General features: G+C 70.4%; 17 protein-coding genes. 11 read left to right on the plus strand and 6 right to left on the minus strand.

Going from position 1 to position 19,950, the window contains the following annotated elements; translation table 11 throughout:
* Positions 1-118: 118 nt before the first annotated feature.
* On the minus strand, positions 119-919 hold the full coding sequence (locus ACOKM3_RS09710) for an SDR family NAD(P)-dependent oxidoreductase (protein ID WP_426898931.1): 801 nt from the start codon (positions 917-919) through the stop codon (positions 119-121).
* Between the two features lie 187 nt (positions 920-1,106).
* Between ACOKM3_RS09710 and ACOKM3_RS09715 the strand changes: the two genes are divergently transcribed.
* Positions 1,107-2,162 carry a lipoate--protein ligase family protein gene (locus ACOKM3_RS09715; RefSeq protein WP_426898933.1) on the plus strand — a complete coding sequence of 352 codons (1,056 nt, stop codon included), beginning with the start codon at positions 1,107-1,109 and terminating at the stop codon, positions 2,160-2,162.
* Positions 2,163-2,191: 29 nt separating this feature from the next.
* On the opposite strand, the gene ACOKM3_RS09720 is transcribed toward ACOKM3_RS09715, so the two are convergent.
* Complete coding sequence (locus ACOKM3_RS09720; RefSeq protein WP_426898935.1) at positions 2,192-2,614, minus strand: PPOX class F420-dependent oxidoreductase; 423 nt, start codon at positions 2,612-2,614, stop codon at positions 2,192-2,194.
* A gap of 127 nt (positions 2,615-2,741) precedes the next feature.
* The gene (locus ACOKM3_RS09725) at positions 2,742-3,617 is read right to left on the minus strand and encodes a LysR substrate-binding domain-containing protein (protein WP_426898937.1); all 876 of its coding nucleotides are present in this window, start codon (positions 3,615-3,617) and stop codon (positions 2,742-2,744) included.
* Between the two features lie 109 nt (positions 3,618-3,726).
* Between ACOKM3_RS09725 and ACOKM3_RS09730 the strand changes: the two genes are divergently transcribed.
* Entirely contained in the window at positions 3,727-4,905 is a 1,179-nt protein-coding gene (locus ACOKM3_RS09730; RefSeq protein ID WP_426898939.1) for an L-talarate/galactarate dehydratase, read from the plus strand.
* Between the two features lie 207 nt (positions 4,906-5,112).
* Positions 5,113-6,030 carry a 5-dehydro-4-deoxyglucarate dehydratase gene (kdgD, locus tag ACOKM3_RS09735; protein WP_426898941.1) on the plus strand — a complete coding sequence of 306 codons (918 nt, stop codon included), beginning with the start codon at positions 5,113-5,115 and terminating at the stop codon, positions 6,028-6,030.
* A 93-nt stretch (positions 6,031-6,123) separates the two neighbouring features.
* On the opposite strand, the gene ACOKM3_RS09740 is transcribed toward kdgD, so the two are convergent.
* The gene (locus ACOKM3_RS09740; RefSeq protein ID WP_426898943.1) at positions 6,124-6,855 is read right to left on the minus strand and encodes a FadR/GntR family transcriptional regulator; all 732 of its coding nucleotides are present in this window, start codon (positions 6,853-6,855) and stop codon (positions 6,124-6,126) included.
* A gap of 82 nt (positions 6,856-6,937) precedes the next feature.
* Positions 6,938-7,705: an SDR family NAD(P)-dependent oxidoreductase gene (locus ACOKM3_RS09745; protein WP_426898945.1), complete on the minus strand. Its 768-nt coding sequence runs from the start codon at positions 7,703-7,705 to the stop codon at positions 6,938-6,940.
* Positions 7,706-7,866: 161 nt separating this feature from the next.
* Between ACOKM3_RS09745 and ACOKM3_RS09750 the strand changes: the two genes are divergently transcribed.
* The 6 genes from ACOKM3_RS09750 to ACOKM3_RS09775 all read left to right on the plus strand — a co-directional run bounded on the left by ACOKM3_RS09750 (position 7,867) and on the right by ACOKM3_RS09775 (position 15,925).
* A complete protein-coding gene (locus ACOKM3_RS09750) occupies positions 7,867-9,855 on the plus strand; it encodes a beta-galactosidase (RefSeq protein WP_426898947.1) in 1,989 nt (662 codons plus the stop codon).
* 12 nt (positions 9,856-9,867) lie between these two features.
* On the plus strand, positions 9,868-11,199 hold the full coding sequence (locus ACOKM3_RS09755) for an ABC transporter substrate-binding protein (RefSeq protein ID WP_426898949.1): 1,332 nt from the start codon (positions 9,868-9,870) through the stop codon (positions 11,197-11,199).
* A 10-nt stretch (positions 11,200-11,209) separates the two neighbouring features.
* Positions 11,210-12,196 carry a carbohydrate ABC transporter permease gene (locus tag ACOKM3_RS09760; protein WP_426898951.1) on the plus strand — a complete coding sequence of 329 codons (987 nt, stop codon included), beginning with the start codon at positions 11,210-11,212 and terminating at the stop codon, positions 12,194-12,196.
* A complete protein-coding gene (locus ACOKM3_RS09765; protein WP_426898953.1) occupies positions 12,193-13,092 on the plus strand; it encodes a carbohydrate ABC transporter permease in 900 nt (299 codons plus the stop codon). Before ACOKM3_RS09760 ends, ACOKM3_RS09765 begins: the two co-directional genes overlap by 4 nt.
* 37 nt (positions 13,093-13,129) lie before the next feature.
* Complete coding sequence (dgoD, locus tag ACOKM3_RS09770) at positions 13,130-14,278, plus strand: galactonate dehydratase (RefSeq protein ID WP_426898955.1); 1,149 nt, start codon at positions 13,130-13,132, stop codon at positions 14,276-14,278.
* Positions 14,279-14,449: 171 nt separating this feature from the next.
* Positions 14,450-15,925 (plus strand): MFS transporter, encoded by a 1,476-nt coding sequence (locus ACOKM3_RS09775; RefSeq protein ID WP_426898957.1) that lies wholly within the window; start codon positions 14,450-14,452, stop codon positions 15,923-15,925.
* A gap of 8 nt (positions 15,926-15,933) precedes the next feature.
* On the opposite strand, the gene ACOKM3_RS09780 is transcribed toward ACOKM3_RS09775, so the two are convergent.
* A complete protein-coding gene (locus ACOKM3_RS09780; RefSeq protein ID WP_426898959.1) occupies positions 15,934-16,998 on the minus strand; it encodes an Lrp/AsnC family transcriptional regulator in 1,065 nt (354 codons plus the stop codon).
* 90 nt (positions 16,999-17,088) lie between these two features.
* Between ACOKM3_RS09780 and ACOKM3_RS09785 the strand changes: the two genes are divergently transcribed.
* Together ACOKM3_RS09785 and ACOKM3_RS09790 are read left to right on the plus strand one after the other, a co-directional pair.
* Positions 17,089-18,342, plus strand: a complete 1,254-nt coding sequence (locus tag ACOKM3_RS09785; protein ID WP_426898961.1) for a metal-dependent hydrolase family protein — start codon at positions 17,089-17,091, stop codon at positions 18,340-18,342.
* Positions 18,339-19,913, plus strand: a complete 1,575-nt coding sequence (locus ACOKM3_RS09790) for an AbgT family transporter (RefSeq protein ID WP_426898962.1) — start codon at positions 18,339-18,341, stop codon at positions 19,911-19,913. Before ACOKM3_RS09785 ends, ACOKM3_RS09790 begins: the two co-directional genes overlap by 4 nt.
* Positions 19,914-19,950 lie beyond the last annotated feature (37 nt).

Genomic DNA, 19,950 nt, shown 5'->3' on the forward strand with positions numbered 1-19,950 from the left:
CAGATTCTTGTGGCTTCATGCGGGGATTAGTCAATAGCCTTACCGAATAAGGTGCTTGAGAAGCCCGTGACACCTGAGACTTCAGGCCACGCCGCGTATCCGCGTATCCGCGTATCCCTTACGTATCGCCGATCGTCGGGTACGGGAACTTGACCCCGGTACCGCCGTCCACGACGAGCGTCTGGCCGGTCACGTACGAGGAGAGCGGCGAGGCCAGGAAGAGGAGGGCCGCGGCGATGTCGGCGGGCTGGGCGACGCGGCCGAGCGGGGCGTTCGCCGCGTTGGCCGCGCGCCCCTCCTCCCCGAGCAGCCCCGCGACCCGCGGCGTCCACACCACACCCGGCGCCACCGCGTTGACCCGCACCCCACGCCCCCCGTACTCGACGGCGGCCGTCCGCACCAGGGACATCAGCCCCGCCTTGGCGGCCCCGTACGCCCCGTGCAGCGGCGCCGCCGTGAGCCCGGACACGGACGCCACGAACACCAGCGGCCCGCCGCCCGCCGCCGCCACCGCCGCTCCCCCGTACTGAACGGTGAGCCAGGCGTGCCGCAGGACCAGGTCGAAGTGCCACGCCCACGCGTCGTCGTCGAGCGCGTCCAGGGCCTCGTAGCGGGCCATGCCGACGATGTCGACGACGCCGCCGACAGGGCCCAACTCCCGTTGCGCGTAAGCGAAGAGCGCCCGCATGTCCTGCCGCCGCGTCACGTCCGCCACGTACGGGACGCCACCCGTCTGTGCCGCGACCGCCTCAGCCCGCTCCTTGTCGACGTCCACGCACAGCACGCGCGCGCCCGCCGAGGTGAGCGCGTGGGCGGTCTGCCGCCCGATGCCGTTGCCCGCGCCGAGCAGGACGAAGGCGCGGCGGTCGACGCGGTGCAGGGCGGCGTAGTCGGGGACGGGGGTGTCGTCGAGGTCCATGGGCGAACTCCTCCGGTAGCCGGTCCGGTGGGCGTGCGCGGGGCGACGATGCGGGAGATCTGACGAAGTGTCAATACCGGCGGGAGTGGCGCGGGGGCCGACGCGGGGCCCGCCCGTGCCCGGGAATGTCCGGACTCCGGTTAGCGTTGTCCGCGAAGACGGACAACCTGGTGGAAGGCGGCACACCGTGCACGGCGAGTACAAGATCCCCGGCGGCAAGCTCGTCGTCGTCGACGTGGACGTGGCGGACGGCGTGCTGCGCCAGGTCCGGGTGGCGGGCGACTTCTTCCTGGAACCGGACGACGCGCTCCTCTCGATCAACGCCGCGCTCGAAGGCGCCCCGGCCGACGCCGACACCGCCGCCCTCGCCGCCCGGATCGACGCGGGCCTGCCCGCCGGCACGGTCATGCTCGGCCTCACCACGGAGGGCGTCGCCACGGCGGTGCGCCGCGCGCTCGCCCAGGCCACGGACTGGCGGGATTACGACTGGCAGCTGATCCACGACGCGCCCCAGTCCCCCGTCCTGCACATGGCGCTGGACGAGGTGATGGTGGAACAGGTCGCGCTCGGCAAGCGCCCGCCGACGCTGCGCGTGTGGGAGTGGGACCGGCCCGCGGTGATCATCGGCAGCTTCCAGTCGCTGCGCAACGAGGTCGACCCGGAGGGCGTGGAGCGCCACGGTGTGACGGTGGTGCGCCGGGTCTCGGGCGGCGGCGCGATGTTCGCCGAGCCCAAGTCCACGATCACGTACTCGCTCGCCGTCCCCGAGTCCCTCGTCTCCGGCCTCTCCTTCCAGGACTCCTACGCCTATCTGGACGACTGGGTGCTCGGCGCCCTCGCCGACATGGGCATCAAGGCCTGGTACCAGCCGCTCAACGACATCGCCACGGACGTCGGCAAGGTCGCGGGCGCCGCGCAGAAGCGGGTCGCGGCCGGGCAGGGCGCGGTGCTGCACCACGTGACGATGTCGTACGACATCGACGCCGACAAGATGGTCGACGTGCTGCGCATCGGCAAGGAGAAGCTGTCCGACAAGGGCACGAAGAGCGCCAAGAAGCGCGTCGACCCGCTGCGCCGCCAGACCGGCCTGCCCCGCGAGGAGGTCATCTCGCGCATGATCGACTCGTTCCGGAGCCGGTACGGGCTGACCGAGGACAAGGTGACCGACGAGGAACTGGCCCGCGCCCGGGAGCTCGTACGCACCAAGTTCGGCACGGACGAGTGGACGGCGCGGGTCCCGTAGTCCTCAGCCGGACGACCCCGGGGCTACACCTACACCGTCGCCTGGTCGCTGTCGCGGAACTCGCCCCAGCCGTGCCAGCGGTCGATCTCCACGACCGCCGTGAACCGGGCCCGGTCACGCTCCGGGTAGGGGCCGCCCGCGTAGTGGGTCGAGATCCGGTCGATGTCGGCGAGGCCCTTGTCCTCGCGGATCTCGACGGCTCGGCCGATGAGGGTGATGTGGGTGTACCAGCTGTCCTTGTCGAGGACGGTGAGGGTGAGCCGCGGGTCGCGGCGCAGGTGCCCGAGGCGGACCCGCCCCTCGTCCATGTTGAGCAGCACCCGGCCGTCCTCCCAGAGGTACCAGGTCGCCGCGGACACGGGCGACCCGTCCTTGCGGAGCGTGGCGACGGTGGCCGGGTTCGCCTCCTCGAGCATGGCGACGGCTTCAGCGGACAGCGGGGGCTTGGACACGGTTCCTCCTGATACGTCGACGCTTACCCGGTCGACCATAGTCACTTCAAGCCCCTGCGGCGATTGAGCAGCGGGGCCCGGGGCAGAGCCCCGCGACGTAGGACCGGCCGACCGCAACAATCCCGGCCTAAAGCAACCGCAGCAACGCATGCAACGCCGGATTGTCATTCGCCTTCCGCCACACCAGATGCAACTCGACCGGCCTCGCATCGGACAGCTCCAACGGCCGGAACGCGATCCCGGGAAACCGCATCTGCGCCGCCGACTCGGGCACGAAGGCGATGCCCCACCCGGCATGGACCATGGCGAGCAGGCTGTGCACCTGGCTGAGGTACTGCGTGAACCGCGGCCGCACCCGCGCCTCACGGAAGATGCTGACCAGCAGTTCGTGGAAGTACCGGGCCTCGATCGGCGAGTACATCAGCACGTCCTGCCCGTCGAACTCGCCCATCGGCAGCGGCCCTTCGCCCTCGGCGAGCGGATGCCCGCTCGGCACCGCGGCGAGCAGCCCCTCGCGGGTGGTCGACCGGGTCTCCAGGTCGGGGCCCGTGCTGGAGGGGCGGATCATGCCGAGGTCGAGGGAGCCCTCGGTGAGGGCCTCCAGCTGGTCGCGGGTCACCTTCTCGCGGAGCACGATCTCCGTGCCCGGCATGGAGGACCGGGCGACGTCGAGCAGCGGGCCGAGCGCGGAGTAGGCGCTCGCCGCGGTGAAGCCGACGGCGATGGCGCCCGCCTCACCCGTGGACACCTGCCGCGCGGCGAGCGTCGCCGCCTCGGCCTGCCGCAGGATCGTGCGCGCCTCGTTGAGGAAGGCGCGGCCGGCCGGGGTGAGCCGGACGGTGCGGTTGGTGCGGTCGAGGAGCTGCACGTCCAACTCGTGCTCGAGGAGCTGGATCTGCCGGCTGAGCGGGGGCTGTGTCATCCGCAGCCGCTCGGCGGCCCGCGTGAAGTGCAGTTCCTCCGCGACGGCCACGAAGCTCGACAGCTGCGCAAGCGTGAACAACGATGCCCTCCAGGTATTGGATCATCCAAAAACTATGTTTGACGTGGATCAATCGCCGACCTTAGCGTCAACAGGAACCAACGGCTCACACCCCCAGGGATTCGCAGTGGTGACCAGCACGTCCACAGCCAGTTCAGCCGCCTCCCGTCAGGGCGAGGCGACCATCGACACCATCGCCTGGATCAAGCTCTCCTCCGTCACGCTGCCCCTCGCGACGCCGATCAGCGATGCCAAGGTGCTCACCGGCCGGCAGAAGCCGATGACCGAGGTCGCCTTCCTGTTCGCGGAGATCGAGACCACCGAGGGCCACTCCGGCATCGGCTTCGGCTACTCCAAGCGGGCCGGCGGCCCCGCCCAGTTCGCACACGCCAAGGAGATCGCCGACAACCTGATCGGCGAGGACCCGAGCGACATCGGCCGCCTGTGGACGAAGCTGGTGTGGGCTGGCGCCTCCGTCGGCCGCAGCGGCGTCGCCACGCAGGCGATCGCCGCGCTCGACATCGCCCTGTGGGACCTCAAGGCCAAGCGGGCCGGCCTTCCGCTCGCCAAGCTGCTCGGCGCCCACCGCGACTCGGTCCAGTGCTACAACACCTCCGGCGGCTTCCTGCACACGCCGACCGACCAGGTCCTCGACAACGCCACCGCCTCCCTGGCCAGCGGCATCGGCGGCATCAAGATCAAGGTCGGCAACCCGGACCGCAAGGCCGACCTCGCGCGGCTGACCGCCGTACGCGAGCACATCGGCGACGACGTCCCGCTGATGGTCGACGCCAACCAGCAGTGGGACCGGCCGACCGCCCAGCGCATGGGCCGGGCCATGGAGGAGTTCGACCTCGTCTGGATCGAGGAGCCGCTCGACGCCTACGACGCGCAGGGCCACGCCGCGCTGGCCGCCTCGCTCGACACGTCCGTCGCCACCGGCGAGATGCTCGCGTCGGTCGCCGAGCACGTCGAGCTCATCAAGGCGAACGCCTGCGACGTGATCCAGCCCGACGCCCCGCGCATCGGCGGCATCACCCAGTTCCTCAAGCTGGCGACCCTCGCCGAGCACAACAACCTTCAGTTGGCCCCGCACTTCGCGATGGAGATCCACCTCCACCTCGCCGCGGCCTACCCGATCGAGCCGTGGGTGGAGCACTTCGACTGGCTGGAGCCGCTGTTCAACGAGCGCCTGGCGATCAGCGACGGCCGCATGCACGTGTCGTCCCGCCCGGGCCTCGGCATCACCCTCAGCGAGCAGGCCCGCGCCTGGACCGTCGCGACGCACGAGGTGGGCGCCCGCCCGTAATCCACCTCTCCCCCACCCTCTGGCGCGGGCCCCGCTGACGGACAGCGCGGGACCCGCGCCAGAGCCATGTCCGCATCACCCCTTGGATACCTACCGGGTATCACTGAATGCAAAAACAGTGTTGGACGAGCATGAGTGACGCCTCGTAATGTCGTACTCACACCACCTCTTCACCGTCCCCCAGCGTTCAGCAGGAGCAGACCACCCATGTCGTCCTTCACCCCGTCAGAGCTCGGCGCCCGCATCGGCTCGGGCCTGCTCTCCTTCCCGGTCACCCACTTCAAGGCCGCGGACCTCGCGTTCGACGAGCAGGCCTACCGCGCCAACATCGAGCGCCTGGCCGAGCACGAGGTCGGCGGTCTCTTCGCCGCGGGCGGCACGGGCGAGTTCTTCTCGCTGACCGCCGCCGAGACGGAGCAGGTGGTGACCGCGGCCGTGCAGGCGGCGCCCGAGGGCACCCCGATCCTCGCCCCGGCCGGGTACGGCACGCGGACCGCGATCGAGTACGCGCAGGCGGCCGAACGCGCGGGCGCCGACGGCCTGTTGCTCTTCCCGCCGTACCTGACGGAGGCCTCGCAGGACGGACTGGCCGAGCACGTCGAGGCGGTCTGCAAGGCCACGAACCTCGGCGTCATCGCCTACGGCCGGGCCAACGCCAAGTACAGCGCGGACACCCTGGCCCGCGTCGCCGAGTCCTGCCCGAACCTCATCGGCTACAAGGACGGCGTCGGCGACATCGACGCCATGACCCGCATCTACACCCGCCTCGGCGACCGCTTCACCTACGTCGGCGGCCTGCCCACGGCGGAGATGTTCGCGCTCCCGTACCTCGAACTCGGCGTCACCACCTACTCGTCGGCGATCTTCAACTTCCTGCCGGAGTTCGCCCTCGACTTCTACGCCGCCGTCCGCGGCCGGGACCACGCCACCGTCCTCAAGCACCTGCGCGACTTCGTCCTCCCGTACACGGAACTCCGCAACCGCAAGGCCGGCTACGCGGTCAGCATCGTCAAGGCGGGCATGACGGCGACGGGCCACCCGGCGGGCCCGGTACGACCTCCGCTCACGGACCTGACGGAGCCGGAACTGGCCGAGCTGAGCGCGCTGATCGGTACGGGCATATAAAGCCCCTGCAGGGGGCACCTCCCAGCGGTAGCTGGGGGAGATTGAGCAGCGGGGTCCGGGGCGGAGCCCCGTGGTGGTGCGGCGGAACCCGCGTTACGGGGCTCTGCGAATCCGGACCAGGTCACGCGCCGCCTGGTCCAAAAGCGTCCGCATCGCCGACTCCGCCGCGTCCGCGTCCTGCGCGCGGACCGCGTCGAGGACGGCGCGGTGGCTGGGGACGGGGTCCTTGGGGTGGCGGCCCGTGCCGTGGACGAGGCGGTCGCGGTGGGCGAGGCCCGCGGCGATCACCAGGTCCATGCGTTCCAGCAGTTCGTTGTGGGAGGCCCGGAGCAGGGCGCCGTGGAAGGCGAGGTCCGCCTCGACCGCATGGGTCGCGCCGCCCTCACCACCCGACTCCCCCATCGCCGCGAGGGCCGCGTCGAGCGCGGCCAGATCGTCCGGCGTGCGGCGGCTCGCCGCGAGCCGGACCGCGGCCGGCTCGACGATGCCGCGCACCTCGTCCAGGTCGCCCAGCAGCGGATTGCCCGCGCCCGCCGCGAGGCCGCCGTCCAGTGACTCGAACTGCCAGCGCAGCACGTCCGCGTCGAGCAGATGCCAGTCCGCGCGGGGCCGCACGAAGGTGCCGCGCTTCTGCCGGGCGTCGACCATGCCCTTCGCGGCGAGCACCTTCAGGGACTCCCGCAACGCGGTGAGGCTGACGCCGAGTTCGTCCTGGAGCGCGCCGAGGTCGAGGGTCGCCCCCTCCCCGATCCGGCCGCTCAGCACCCGGTGCGCGATGGTCTCCACGGTCTGCCCGTGCACTCCGCGGCGCGCGTACCCCGCCATGTCCTACCTGCTGTTCTCTCGACGTCTCGGCCCGCCAAGTATCTCCGGGGCGGCGGGAGTTCACCCTATGTTCGGCGTCCGTTCACGCCGAGGACTTCATCACGCTCCACCCGCCGTCGACCACCAGGCTCGTCCCGGTCACGTACGAGGCCTCGGGCGAGGCGAGGAACGCGATCGCGGACGCCACCTCGTCGGGGCTGCCGAAGCGGCGGGCCGCGGTCTCCGCGACACTCGCCGCCCGCTCCTCCTCGGGCACCCGGTCCCACACTCCGGTCAGGATCGGCCCCGGCAGCACCGTGTTGACCCGCACCGACGGGCCGTATTCCACGGCGAGTTGGCTGCTGAGCGACAGCAGGCCGCCCTTGGCCGCCGCGTACGCCGGGTGGCCCGGGATGCCGTGCCGGGCATGCACGGAGGAGACCAGGACCACCGACCCCTCCTGTTCGCGCAGGTCGTCGAGGCAGGTCCGCACGCCGAGGAACGCCGCCGTGAGCCCGATGGTCAGCTGCCGGTTCCAGGACTCGGGTGAGGTCTCGTGCGCCGGGGCGACCTCGATCTTCACCGCGTTGCTCACCAGGACTCCGACGGGCCCGAAGTCGTGCGCCGCGGTCAGCGCCTCCCGCCAGGCGCCCTCGCGCGCGACGTCGGCGGGCACGAACACGGCGCGGCCACCGTCCCGCTCGATCTCCTTGGCGGCCTCGGACCCGTGCCGCTCGTCGATGTCGGCGAGTACCACGGCGGCGCCCTCCGCGGCGAGCCGCCGCGCGGTCGCGGCGCCGATGCCCGCGGCGGCTCCGGTCACGATGGCGGTGCGCCCGGCGAAGCGGTCGGTGGCGCGCGGGGCTGTCATGGGCTGCCTCCTGGGTCCGGTGACCTGAGAACACGATCGTCACCTGTTCGGCTGGTCAAGGGGGTTGACCCCCTTGACCCTCGCTCATATATTCCGCCACGTTAATTCCTAATTAATGGATTGAACAGGGCCGTGCGGCCCGACGGATCGAGTGAGGTGCGATGCTCCACTTCGGCGCCGACTACAACCCCGAGCAGTGGCCCGAGGACGTCCGGGCCGAGGACACCCGGCTGATGAAGGAGGCCGGGGTCACCATGGTCACGGCCGGGATCTTCTCCTGGGCCAAGGTCGAACCCCGGCCCGGTGCCTACGACTTCGGCTGGTTCGACCGCGTCATGGACAACCTCGCTGACGCGGGGATCCGGGTCTGTCTGGCCACCATGACCGCGTCGCCGCCCCCGTGGCTCTCCCGCCTGCACCCGGAGATCCTCCCGGAGACCGAGGACGGCCGCCGCAAGTGGCCCGGCGGCCGCCAGCACTACTGCCCCTCCAGCCCGGTCTACCGCGAGCACGCCACCCGCCTCGTCGAGCGCCTCGCGACCCGCTACGCCGATCACCCGGCCCTGGACACCTGGCACATCGGCAACGAGTACGGCTGTCACACCCGCCAGTGCTACTGCGACGTGTCCGCCGCCGACTTCCGCCGCTGGCTGCACGAGCGCTACGGATCCGTGGACGCCCTCAACGAGGCCTGGTCCACGGCCTTCTGGTCGCAACGCTACGACGACTTCGACGAGGTCCTGCCTCCGCGCCTCGCCCCCACGTTCGCCAACCCGGCCCAGCAGCTGGACTATTGGCGCTTCAGCGACGACGCGCTGCGCCAGTGCTACCTCGCCGAGCGGGCCGTGCTGCGCCGTGTCACACCGGGCGTGCCGATCACCACGAACCTGATGCCGAACCACAAGCCGGTCGACGCCTTCGCCTGGTCCGAGCACATGGACGTGATGTCGCTCGACCACTACCAGGACCCGTACGAGGACGCTCCGCACCTCACCGCCGCGTACAACTTCGACCTGATGCGCTCGGCGCGCAGCGGACAGCCGTGGCTGCTCCTTGAGCAGGCGCCCAGCGCGGTCAACTGGCGGCCGCGCAACAGCCCGAAGCAGCCCGGCCGGATGCGCCTGTGGAGCTGGCAGGCCGTCGCGCAGGGAGCCGACGCGGTCCTCTACTTCCAGTGGCGCCAGTCGCGCGGCGGCGCCGAGAAGTACCACTCGGCGATGGTGCCGCACGCCGGGACCGACACGCGGATCTTCCGCGAAGTATCCGACCTGGGACGCGAGTTGGCGTCCGTACCCGAGATCGCGGGGACCCGCTCGACCGCCGACGCCGCGCTCCTCACCGACTGGAACAGCTGGTGGGCCCTCGAGCTGGACTCGCACCCCTCCACAGCGCTGAACCAGTCCGAGATCAACCTCGCGCACCACCGCGCCCTGTTCGACGCGGGTGTGCCGTGCGACATCGTCCCGCCGGACCGCGACCTCTCCTCGTACAAGCTCGTCGTCGTGCCGAACCTGTACCTGCTCAGCCAGGAGAACGCGGAGCGGCTCGCGGCATACGTCGAAGGCGGCGGACACCTGGTCGTGTCCTTCTTCTCCGGCATCGTCGACGACTGCGACCGGGTCGAACTCGGCGGCTATCCCGCCCACTTGAGGCGACTGCTCGGCATTCGTACGGAGGAGTTCTGGCCGCTGGACGAGGACCAACACCTCACGGTGAGCGGGGAGTTGACCGGCCGCGCCGACCTGTGGTCCGAGGCCATCGACCTGGAGGGCGCCGGAGCCGTCGCCGTCTATGAGGACGGTGAGCTCGCGGGACGCCCGGCCGTCACCCGCCACACGTACGGCGACGGCACCGCCTGGTACCTCGGCGCCCGCCTCGAACCGGCAGCGCTGCGGGGCCTGTTGGACCGGGTCCGGACGGAGGCCGGGGTGGCACCCGTACTCCCGGACCTGCCCGCACAGGTACAAGCCACCGTCCGCGAAGGCGCGGCCGGCCGCTTCCTGTTCCTGCTCAACCACGGCAAGAGGGAGGCCGAGGTCTCCCTGCCGACCCCCATGAGGGACCGCCTCACCGCCGAGCCGGAGCCCACCACCCGTGTGTCTCTACCGGCGTACGGCGTCGCCGTGCTCCAGGCCCAGACGTCGCTCTGACAAGGAGGTCAGATGCCCCAACCACCCACCCGCCGAAAGGTCCTCACGTGGGCCGCCGCCGCAACCGCGGCCCCCGCTCTCGCGGCCTGCGGCGAGTCCGCCGGCGCCGCCCGCATGACGAAGGACCACGGCCGCAAGCCGGGCCAGAAGGTCACCCTCAGGCTCTGGACCTGGGTGCCGCTGCAGAAAGCCGTCGCGCTGTGGAACAAGCGCAACCCGGACATCCAGGTCGTCGCGCAGATGGTGCCCGCCAACACCTCCGGCGGCTACCAGAAGATGCACGCCGCCGTGAAGGCCGGCAACCCGCCGGACCTCGCCCAGGTCGAGTACTACGCGCTGCCCGAGTTCATGCTGGAGGGCGGCCTGACGAACCTGAGCGAGTACGGGGCGGACAAGCTCAAGGACCACTACGTCGACTGGCAGTGGAAGCAGGGCGTCTTCGCCGGCGGCACGTACGCGATCCCGCAGGCCTCCGGCCCCATGGGCCTCTTCTACCGCAAGGACCTCCTGGAGAAGTGGGACATCGAGGCCCCCAAAACCTGGGACGAGTACCGCGCCGCCGCGAAGAAGGCCAAGAAGCAGGGCTCGTACATCACGGCCTTCCCGCCCTCCAACGCCCAGTGGTTCGCCAGCTTCCCCTGGCAGCGCGGCGCCCACTGGGTGCGCACCGAAGGTGACACCTGGATCGTCGACCTGACGTCCCCGGAGTCCCTGGAGGTCGCCGACTACTGGGACGGACTCGTCCGCGACCGCTTCGTGCTCCAGACGCAGGACGCGCAGAGCGCCTTCTACAAGGCGCTGCAGACAGGCGAGTTGGCCACCTGGCCGGGCGCGCAGTGGTACGACGCGCTGATCCGCGGCAACGCCCCGCGCACCAAGGGCAAGTGGGCGGTGTCCGAACTGCCGCAGTGGGAGGCCGGCGCACACGCCTCCTCCAACTGGGGCGGCTCCTCCACCGCGGTCCTCCAGGGCTCCCAGCACCCGGTCGAGGCGCTGAAGGTGGCGCACTGGCTGAACACGAACCCGGACAGTATGAAGCTGCTGATCGAGGCCGGGTACGGCTGGCCCGCCGCCAGGATCGACCTGCCGAAGACGCCGCTCGGCAAACCGGACCCGTTCTTCGGCGGCCAGCGCTACAACGAGGTCTTCCAGGTCTCCGACCGCAATGTCGACACCTCCTGGCGGTACGCGCCGACCACCACGCAGTCCTTCACGCACATCCAGGACAACCTGGCGCTGGCCCTCGCGGGCAAGGGTTCGTTCGTGGACGCGCTGAAGGACGCGCAGACCAAGTTCGTCGACGACCTCAAGGCCAAGGGGCTCAAGGCGAGGAGCGCACGATGAGGAGCGCACGATGACGACATCATCCGTGAAGTCCGCGCAGCCTGGCGCCGGCGGCTCCGCGCGCCCGCCCGCGCCCCCGAAGGCCCCCGGCCGCCGGCGCTCCCGCCGCGCCAGGCCCGACCGCAAGGCGTGGCTGTTCCTCGGCCCGTTCCTCGCGGTCTATCTCTTCGCGATGATCATCCCGGTGTTCTACGCGATCTACCAGAGCCTGCTGAAGGTCGAGCGTTCGGGACCGCTCGGGCTCGGCGCCCCCAAGGTCGTATTCGGCGGCCTCGACAACTACGCGCTCGCGCTCCAGCAGGACGCCTTCCTGGAGGGCTTCGGCCGCGTACTGCTCTTCGGCATCGTGCAGGTTCCGGTGATGCTGCTGCTCTCGCTGGTCCTCGCGCTGCTGCTCGACCAGATCTCCGACCGCTGGGCCGGCCTGATGCGGGCGACGTACTTCCTCCCGTACGGCATCCCCGGTGTCATCGCGACGATCCTGTGGGGCTTCCTGTACGTCCCCGGCATCAGCCCGATCACCGAGATGCTCGGCGACCTGGGCTTCCAGGTGGACTTCCTCGGCCCGGACAACGTGCTGTGGTCGATCGCGAACATCGTGATCTGGGAGTTCGCCGGCTACAACATGCTGATCATCGTCGCTCAACTCAAGTCGATTCCCCAGGAGTTGTACGAGGCGGCGAGGATCGACGGGGCGGGTCCCTGGCAGATCGCGCTGCGCGTGAAGATCCCGCTGGTCCGCCCGGCCCTCATCCTCACCTGTGTGTTCTCCATCATCGGCACGATGCAGCTGTTCGCCGAGCCGCTGGTCCTGAAGAAGATCGCGCCGGCCGTCATCCCCGACTACACGCCGAACCTCAGCGCGTACTTCGACGCCTTCTCCAACGCCAACATCTATGTGGCGGCGGCCAAGTCCGTGATCCTCGCGGTGGTCGCGATGGTCCTGTCCTTCGGCTTCCTGAGCCTCGTCACCCGCAAGCAAAGGAGCGAGCGGTGAGCGCCGTCGACGTCAAGACTCCCCCCGCCACACCCGTGGCACCGGCGAGCAGGCCACGGCGCCTCACGCCGGGCCGGATCGTGCTGGTCGCGGTCCTCACGATCGCCGCGATCTACTTCCTCGTCCCCGTGTACTGGCTGATCGTCGCCACGACGAAGAACAACGACAGCCTCTACGGCTCCTTCGGCTTCTGGTTCGACAACCCGCAGCTGCTGCACAACCTGGGCAACGTCTTCGCGTACGACCGCCACATCTATCTCCAGTGGGCCCTGAACTCCCTGCTGTACGCGGGGGTGGGCGCGGTGCTCGCCACGCTGTTCTCGGCGGCGGCAGGGTTCGCCCTGGCGAAGTACCAATTCCGGGGCCGCGAGGCGGTGTTCAAGTTCGTCCTGGCGGGCGTGCTGCTCCCGTCGACCGCCCTGGCGCTCCCCCTGTACCTCCTCTTCAGCAAGCTGCACCTGACGGACACGTACTGGGCGGTCCTGATCCCCAGCATCGTCTCGCCCTTCGGCGTCTACCTCTGCCGGATCTACGCGGAGGCGTCCATCCCCGACTCCCTCCTGGAGGCGGCGCGGGTGGACGGCGCGGGCGAGGAGCGGATCTTCGCGACGCTGGTGCTGCGCATCATGACGCCTGCGCTGGTCACGGTCTTCCTCTTCCAGTTCGTGCACATCTGGAACAACTACTTCCTGCCGTTGGTGATGCTCTCCGACGACCGGAAGTACCCGATCACGCTCGGCCTGGTCACGTGGCAGCAGGCCGCCGACCGGGTGCCGGAGCTGACGCAGTACACCATCGGCGGCGCGTTCGTCTCCGTCATCCCGCTGGCCTTCGCGATGCTCGTCCTCCAGCGCTTCTGGCGGACGGGTCTGACCGAGGGCAGCGTCAAGGAGTAGGGCACGGACACCGCCACCCAGCAAGGGAGCAACTGGCTTGAAAATCACCCGAGTCGAGACCTTCGCCGTCCCGCCGCGCTGGCTGATGTGCCGGATCGAGACGGACGACGGTCTCGTCGGCTGGGGCGAGCCCGTGGTGGAGGGCCGCGCCGACACCGTCCGTGCGGCCGTCCACGAACTCGCCGACCAGTTCCTCGTCGGCGCGGACCCACTCCGCGTCGAGGACCACTGGCAGCTGATGACCAAGGGCTCCTTCTACCGGGGCGGCCCGGTCCTCTCCAGCGCCGTCGCGGGCCTCGACCAGGCACTGTGGGACATCGCGGGCCAGGCGTACGACGCGCCCGTGCACCAGCTCCTCGGCGGTCCCGTACGTGAGCGGGTGCGCGCCTACTGCTGGGTGGGCGGCGACGAGCCGGCCGAGCTGCGCGACCAGATCGCCGAGCAGTCGGCGGCCGGCTTCACGGCGGTCAAGATGAACGGTTCGGGCCGCACCGACCGCCTCCCGACCGTCGCCGACCTCGACGCGATGGCGGCCCGCGCCTCGGTGGCCCGCGAAGTCCTGGGCCCCAAGGGCGACTTCGCGGTCGACCTCCACGGCCGCTTCACGACGGCGGGCGCGGTCCGCGCGGCGGCGGCCCTCGAACCGTACGGCCCGATGTTCATCGAGGAACCGGTCCTCCCCGAGTACACCCACCGCATCGGCCGCGTGGTCGATGCGACGACGACCCCGATCGCAACGGGCGAGCGCCTCTACTCCCGTACGGAGGTGCTCCCGGCGCTCCAGTCGGGGGTGGCGGTCGTCCAGCCGGACCTCTCCCACGCGGGCGGCATCTCGGAGTCCCGCCGCATCGCCTCGCTCGCCGAAACCTTCGACGCACTGATCGCCCCACACTGCCCCCTGGGCCCGATCGCCCTCGCGGCCAGCCTCCAACTCGCCTTCTGCACCCCCAACTTCCTCATCCAGGAACAGTCCATCGGCATCCACTACAACAACGGCTCCGAACTCCTCGACTACGTGGCGGACCCCGAGGTCTTCCACTTCCACGAGGGCCACTTCACCCGCCCCACCCTGCCGGGCCTCGGCATCCGCATCGACGAGAAGGCGGTCCGCGCGGCGGACGACTCGGCGGCGAGCTGGCACAACCCGGTGTGGCGACATGGGGACGGGTCGTTCGCGGAGTGGTGAGGTACGTGAGGCGGTGACGTCCGCCACAGGGCCCGCTCACCCCCGTGACCAGCATGCGGACAAGTGGACGAATACCTTCCGGTGGCTGCATACGATTCTGCGGCACACCTGTCACCCGCATCCGTGACACACCCGTCACCCGCAGCACACCCGCACCCCCGGAAGGCCCCCGTGAGCTCCACTTCCTCCCTGCCCTCACCCACGCCGGCGGAGGCGGCGTCCGGACCCGTGCCGATCCGGTCCGCGGCCGACGTCTCCGATCTGGTCAATTCCGGCACGGCGCGCGGCAAGCACGCCCGGATGATCGTGATCATCGCGCTCGGCGGCATCTTCCTCGACGCGTACGACCTCAGCTCGCTCGCGTACGGCCTGCCGGACATCACGAAGCAGTTCGGTCTCAGCTCCACGATGGCCGGTGTGGTCACCGCCTCGATCAGTGTCGGCTCGCTGATCGGCGCGCTCGTCGGCGGCTGGCTCGTGGACCGAATAGGCCGCTATCGGGTCTTCATGGCCAACATGCTGTTCTTCGTCGTCACCGCGTTGGTGTGCGCGGTCGCGCAGGACGCGTGGACGCTGATCGGCGCCCGGTTCGTGATGGGCATCGGCGTCGGCATGGACATCCCGGTCGCCATCGCGTTCCTCGCCGAGTTCTCGCGCCTTCGTGGCAAGGGCAGCAAGGGTTCGCGCACCGCTGCCTGGTCCCCTGCCTGGTACGCGGCGACCAGCGGCTGCTACCTGGTCATCATGGCGCTGTACTTCCTGCTGCCCGACGCCCACCTGGGCTGGCTGTGGCGCTTCACCGTCGGCTTCGGCGCGATCCCCGCGCTCGTCGTCCTGCTGCTGCGCCGGCGCTACATGAACGAGTCCCCGACCTGGGCCGCCGACCAGGGCGACCTGGAGGGCGCGGCAGGCATCCTGCGGGACTCGTACGGTGTGGACGCGTACGTCCCGGATGACGTCGAAGGGAAGACGGAGCGGCCGGAGCGGCCAGGGCTCGCCTCCTACGCGCGACTGTTCAAGGGGCCGTACCGCACCCGCACCATCCAGTCGGTGGCGGTCGGGCTCGCGGAGACCTTCGGCTACAACGCGGTCGCGTTCGGGTTGCCGATCATCATCGCCACGCTCATGACGCAGGGGCCGCTGACCACGATCGCGTCGTCCTTCACGCTCAATCTCGTGTTCGCCCTGACCGGCGGGCTGCTCGGCATCCGGTGGGCGTCGACGAAGGGTGCCTGGCCGATGATGTCTCTGGGCTTCGCGATCCAGTTGGTGGCCATCACTGTGCTCGCGCTCATCGGGCAGCCATCGGGGACCGCCGTCGTCACGGCGGGCATTCTGATGCTCGGGGCGTTCATGTTCGCCCAGGGATTCGGTCCCGGCGCACACATCATGAGCTACGCCTCGCTGGGGTTCCCGACCTCCATGCGCGGCGTCAGCATCGGCTTCAACCAGGCGGTGCTGCGCCTCGGTTCGACGCTCACACTGTTCTTCTTCCCGATCCTCAGCGCCGGGCTCGGCACCGGTGTGTACTGGGTCATTCTCGGCGCCCCTGTGCTCGGTCTCGTCGCGCTGCTCGTGAAGCGGTGGGAGCCGGTGGGCTTCGACGCCGACGCGGAGGAGCGGCAGCTCAGCCTCCGGTCCATCTGAGCGCGAGCTCAGTCTCCTGTCGACCTGAGGGGCACCGCGCCCACGCTGTGGCCGCGCCGGTCGAGCAGTCGGCCGGCGTGCTTCAGCGTGCGCAGCACCACCGCGCGCTCCGTGATGCGCAGGCCGAGGTCGGCGAGGCGCCGGTTGAGGAGCGCCTCCGTGGTGTGCACCTCGGCCAGTGTGCGCAGCCAGATGTCCAGGATGAGGTTGTGGGTGCCCGCGGTGATGCTGCACATGCGCAGGCCCGGCAGGGTGCGCAGGGCCTGCACGGCGGGGTCCAGGTTCTCGGCGGGCACGGACCCGAAGTAGACGGCCGACACGGGGAATTCGGTGAGCGGGCGGGCCAGCGTGCAGCGCAGCGAGAGGCGTCCGCCCGCGGTCAGTACGCGCAGCCTGCGCCGGACCGTGGCGGTGCTCGCCCCGGTGGCCCGGGCCAGACCTGACAGCGGCATCCGCCCGTCCGTGCCGAGCGCGTGCGCGATGCGCCGGTCGATGGGGCGTATCGGCTCGTCGGGGACCGGGCTCTCGGCGTCCGCGTACTCGGGCCGCAGCACCCCGCGCTGGCTCGGCGTGAGGCTCCGCAGCCGCCACTGCGCGCCCTCGAAGGGCACCGCCGTGATGACATGGATGCGGGTGCCGCGCACACCGGGCAGCCGGGAGATCCGCTCCCCGGTGTAGCGGGCGAGGTCGTCGAACGACGAGGCGCCCACGATGGCCAGCAGGTCGCGCCCGCCGGACGTCTGCTTGAGGCTGAGCATCCGGGAGTCCGCGGCGAGCGACGTCAGCACGTCCTCCGGCAGATGCCCACCCGTGTCGATCTCGACCTGCGCGTACACCGACCCCTCGTCGCGGTCGAGCGCGAGATACCCGTCGACCCAGGCGGCCCCGCTGCGCGCGAGCCGCTCCCAGCGCCGGGCGGCGGTGACCGGGTCGATGTCGAGGGCCTCGCCGATGAGCGTCCACGGGGCGCGGGTGTTGACCTGGAGGGCGTGCACGAGCGCGAGATCGAGCTCGTCGATCCGGGCGCGCTCCGCCGCGGAAGGCGCAGAAGGTTCTGAATGCTGCGTGCTCACGGTGGCCGAAATCCTGCACAGATAGGTGGACCAGGTCAGGTTCCTGCGATTTTACGTGTTCGTCATCGCCGAATCCGACAGTGTTCGCTCATGAGTTCCCAACAGCTTTCCTCGCTCCGCATCACCAACGCCCGCCTGATCGACGGCACCGGCGCCGCGCCCGTCGAGACCGCCACGCTCGTCGTCGACACCGAGGGCCTCATCACCTACGCGGGGCCCGCCGCGACGGCGCCGGACGCCCTGCCCGGCGTACACACCATCGACGCCGGAGGCCGCACCCTCCTCCCCGGCTTCATCGACACCCACGTCCACCTCGGTGTCGAGTCCGCACGCCAGATGGTGCGGCGCTACGAACAGGACACCACGGTCGAGGTGTTCCGCACCGCGCAGCGGCTGCGCGCCACCCTCGACGCCGGTGTCACCACGGTCCGCGACCTGGGCGGCCTGCCCGCCGGCTACCGCACGGCGGTCGCGGACGGCCTCACCACGGGACCGCGCATCCACACGGCGGTCCGCATCCTCAGCCACACCGGCGGCCACGCCGACTTCGCCACCGAGTGCGGCTTCGACCCGAGCTCCGGGATGGGCGAGATCGCCGACACCCCGGACGAGGTGCGGCTCGCCGTGCGCAAGCTGCTGCGCGCGGGCGCCGATGCCATCAAGGTGTGTGCCACGGGCGGCATGTCGAGCCCCTACGACCACCCCGACGACGAAGGCCTGACGGAGGACGAGATCCGTACGGTCGTCGAGGAGCTGGCCCGGCACGGCGGCCGCCCGGTCGCGGCGCACGCGCAGGGCACGGCGGGCATCCTCAACGCGATCCGCGGCGGTGTCACCAGCGTCGAGCACGGCTACGGCATGTCGGCGCGGGCCCGTGAACTCGCGGGCGAGCGGGGCACGTTCGTCGTTCCGACGCTCTCCACGGTCTTCGACGGCATCGACAAGGCCACGATGGAGCCGTACCACTACGAGAAGAAGGTCCGCTGGTCCGGGATCACCAAGGAGAACATCTCCGCGGCCATCTCCGAGGGCGTGAAGATCGCCATGGGCACGGACGCCGCGATGGTCCCGCACGGCCGCAACCTGCGCGAGCTCACCCACCTCGTGGCCCTCGGCATGACACCTCTCCAGGCGATCACGACCGGCACCCGCTCCGCCGCCGAACTCCTCGGCCTGGACGCCGAGATCGGCACGCTGGAGGCGGGCAAGCGCGCCGACCTGGTGCTGTGCGAGGGCGACCCGCTCGCCGACATCGCACTGCTCGCCGACCCGGCGAACGTCGTCCTCGTCGCGCAGGGCGGCACGCTGCGCAAGAACGGACTCGAGAACGGACTCGGGACATGACGACACAGGCGCCGGCTCCCGAACAGGATCCCACCAGAGCGGGGTTCATCGACAAGGCCATGTCCGGCATCGAGCGGGTGGGCAACAAACTGCCCCACCCGGTCCTCCTCTTCCTCGGTCTGTTCGTCCTCGTGGGCGTCGCCTCCACGGCGCTCGCGGCGGCGGGCGCGACGGTGCGGATACCCGGCGAGGACAAGACGGTCGCGGTGCGGGGGGTGTTCACCGGGGACGGCGTGGTCTGGCTCCTGGAGAACTTCATCCCCAACTTCACGGGCTTCCCGTCGCTCGGCACGGTGCTGCTGATGATGGCGGCGGTGGGCGTGGCCGAACGCACCGGCCTGCTGGAGACGGTGGTCCGTGCCTCGATCTCCCGCGCACCCGGGTGGCTCCTGCCCTACCTGGTCGCCTTCGTGGCGGCGCAGGCACACCTCATGAGCGACGTGGCGATCCTGGTGATCCCGCCGCTGGCCGCGCTGGTGTTCAAGAACGCGGGCCGCAACCCGGTCGCGGGCCTGATCGGCGGCTTCGCCTGCGTGTGCGCGGGGTACGCGGCGGGCTTCACGATCGGCGCCCTCGACGCCCTCTACACGGGCATCACCCATCAGGCCGCGCAGGTCCTCCCGCAGGGCGGGGACGTCCCGACGCACATCCTGATCAACTACTTCTACACGGCGTCGGCGAGCGTCGTCCTCGCCCTCATCGGCGGCTTCCTCATCTCGCGGGTCCTGGAGCCGCGACTGCCGCAGCCGACCGCGGACGGCTCCCAGACGGATGGTGAAGTCACCACGGGCGAAGTCACCACAGAAGTCACCGACCTCCAACGCCGCGGCATGCTCCGCGCGGGACTCGCGGTCCTCGCCTACGCCGCCGTGGTCATCACCTGCTGGCTGCTGCCCGGCTCCCCGCTGCGCGGCGAAGGCGGGGCGCTGGTCCCCTCGCCGGTCCTGGACGGCATCGTCCCGCTGCTCTTCGTGGCGTTCCTGCTGGCCGGCGCGGTCTACGGCCGCACAGTGAAGGCAGTGACTCGCTTCGAGGACGTGCCGCGCATGATGGCCGACGCGATCACGGGCATGTCCGCGTACATCGTGCTCATCCTGGTCATCGCGCAGGTCATCGGCGTCTTCGACTGGACGAACCTGGGCACGCTGCTGGCGGTGAAGGGCGCGGCGCTGCTCGAATCGGTGGGCCTGACGGGCTACTTGGGCCTGGTGGCCTTCGTCCTGCTGGTGTGCGTGCTGAACCTGTTCATCACGTCGGGCTCGGCACTGTGGTCCCTGGTGGCCCCCGTCTTCGTCCCGGCCTTCATGTTGCTGCACATGGAACCGGCGGTCACCCAGGCCGCGTTCCGCATCGGTGACTCGGCCACCCAGATGATCACGCCGCTGAACCCCTACGTCTTCCTGCTCCTGACGGTCCTCAAACGCTACGAGCCGGAGGCCCAACTGGGCTCCCTGCTCTCGCGGTTGAGCGTGTTCGTCGTGCCGTTCCTGGTGGCGTGGCTTGCCGTGCTCGGCATCTTCTACGGCTTCGACATACCGCTGGGACCGGGGGCGTCGATCAGCACGCCGTGACGCCGAGCCACCCTCCACATCGGCGTGCGTACATTTC

It is taken from the genome of Streptomyces nidicola (genome assembly GCF_050106155.1).
Lineage (GTDB): Bacteria > Actinomycetota > Actinomycetes > Streptomycetales > Streptomycetaceae > Streptomyces.

What these genes read in the sequence shown, in the direction of transcription:
- ACOKM3_RS09710 (WP_426898931.1), bottom strand. Translation starts at nt 919, where the DNA reads ATGGACCTCGACGACACCCCCGTCCCCGACTACGCCGCCCTGCACCGC.
- kdgD (WP_426898941.1), top strand. Translation starts at nt 5,113, where the DNA reads ATGTCGTCCTTCACCCCGTCAGAGCTCGGCGCCCGCATCGGCTCGGGC.
- ACOKM3_RS09740 (WP_426898943.1), bottom strand. Translation starts at nt 6,855, where the DNA reads ATGGCGGGGTACGCGCGCCGCGGAGTGCACGGGCAGACCGTGGAGACC.
- ACOKM3_RS09745 (WP_426898945.1), bottom strand. Translation starts at nt 7,705, where the DNA reads ATGACAGCCCCGCGCGCCACCGACCGCTTCGCCGGGCGCACCGCCATC.
- ACOKM3_RS09750 (WP_426898947.1), top strand. Translation starts at nt 7,867, where the DNA reads ATGCTCCACTTCGGCGCCGACTACAACCCCGAGCAGTGGCCCGAGGAC.
- ACOKM3_RS09755 (WP_426898949.1), top strand. Translation starts at nt 9,868, where the DNA reads ATGCCCCAACCACCCACCCGCCGAAAGGTCCTCACGTGGGCCGCCGCC.
- ACOKM3_RS09760 (WP_426898951.1), top strand. Translation starts at nt 11,210, where the DNA reads ATGACGACATCATCCGTGAAGTCCGCGCAGCCTGGCGCCGGCGGCTCC.
- ACOKM3_RS09785 (WP_426898961.1), top strand. Translation starts at nt 17,089, where the DNA reads ATGAGTTCCCAACAGCTTTCCTCGCTCCGCATCACCAACGCCCGCCTG.
- ACOKM3_RS09790 (WP_426898962.1), top strand. Translation starts at nt 18,339, where the DNA reads ATGACGACACAGGCGCCGGCTCCCGAACAGGATCCCACCAGAGCGGGG.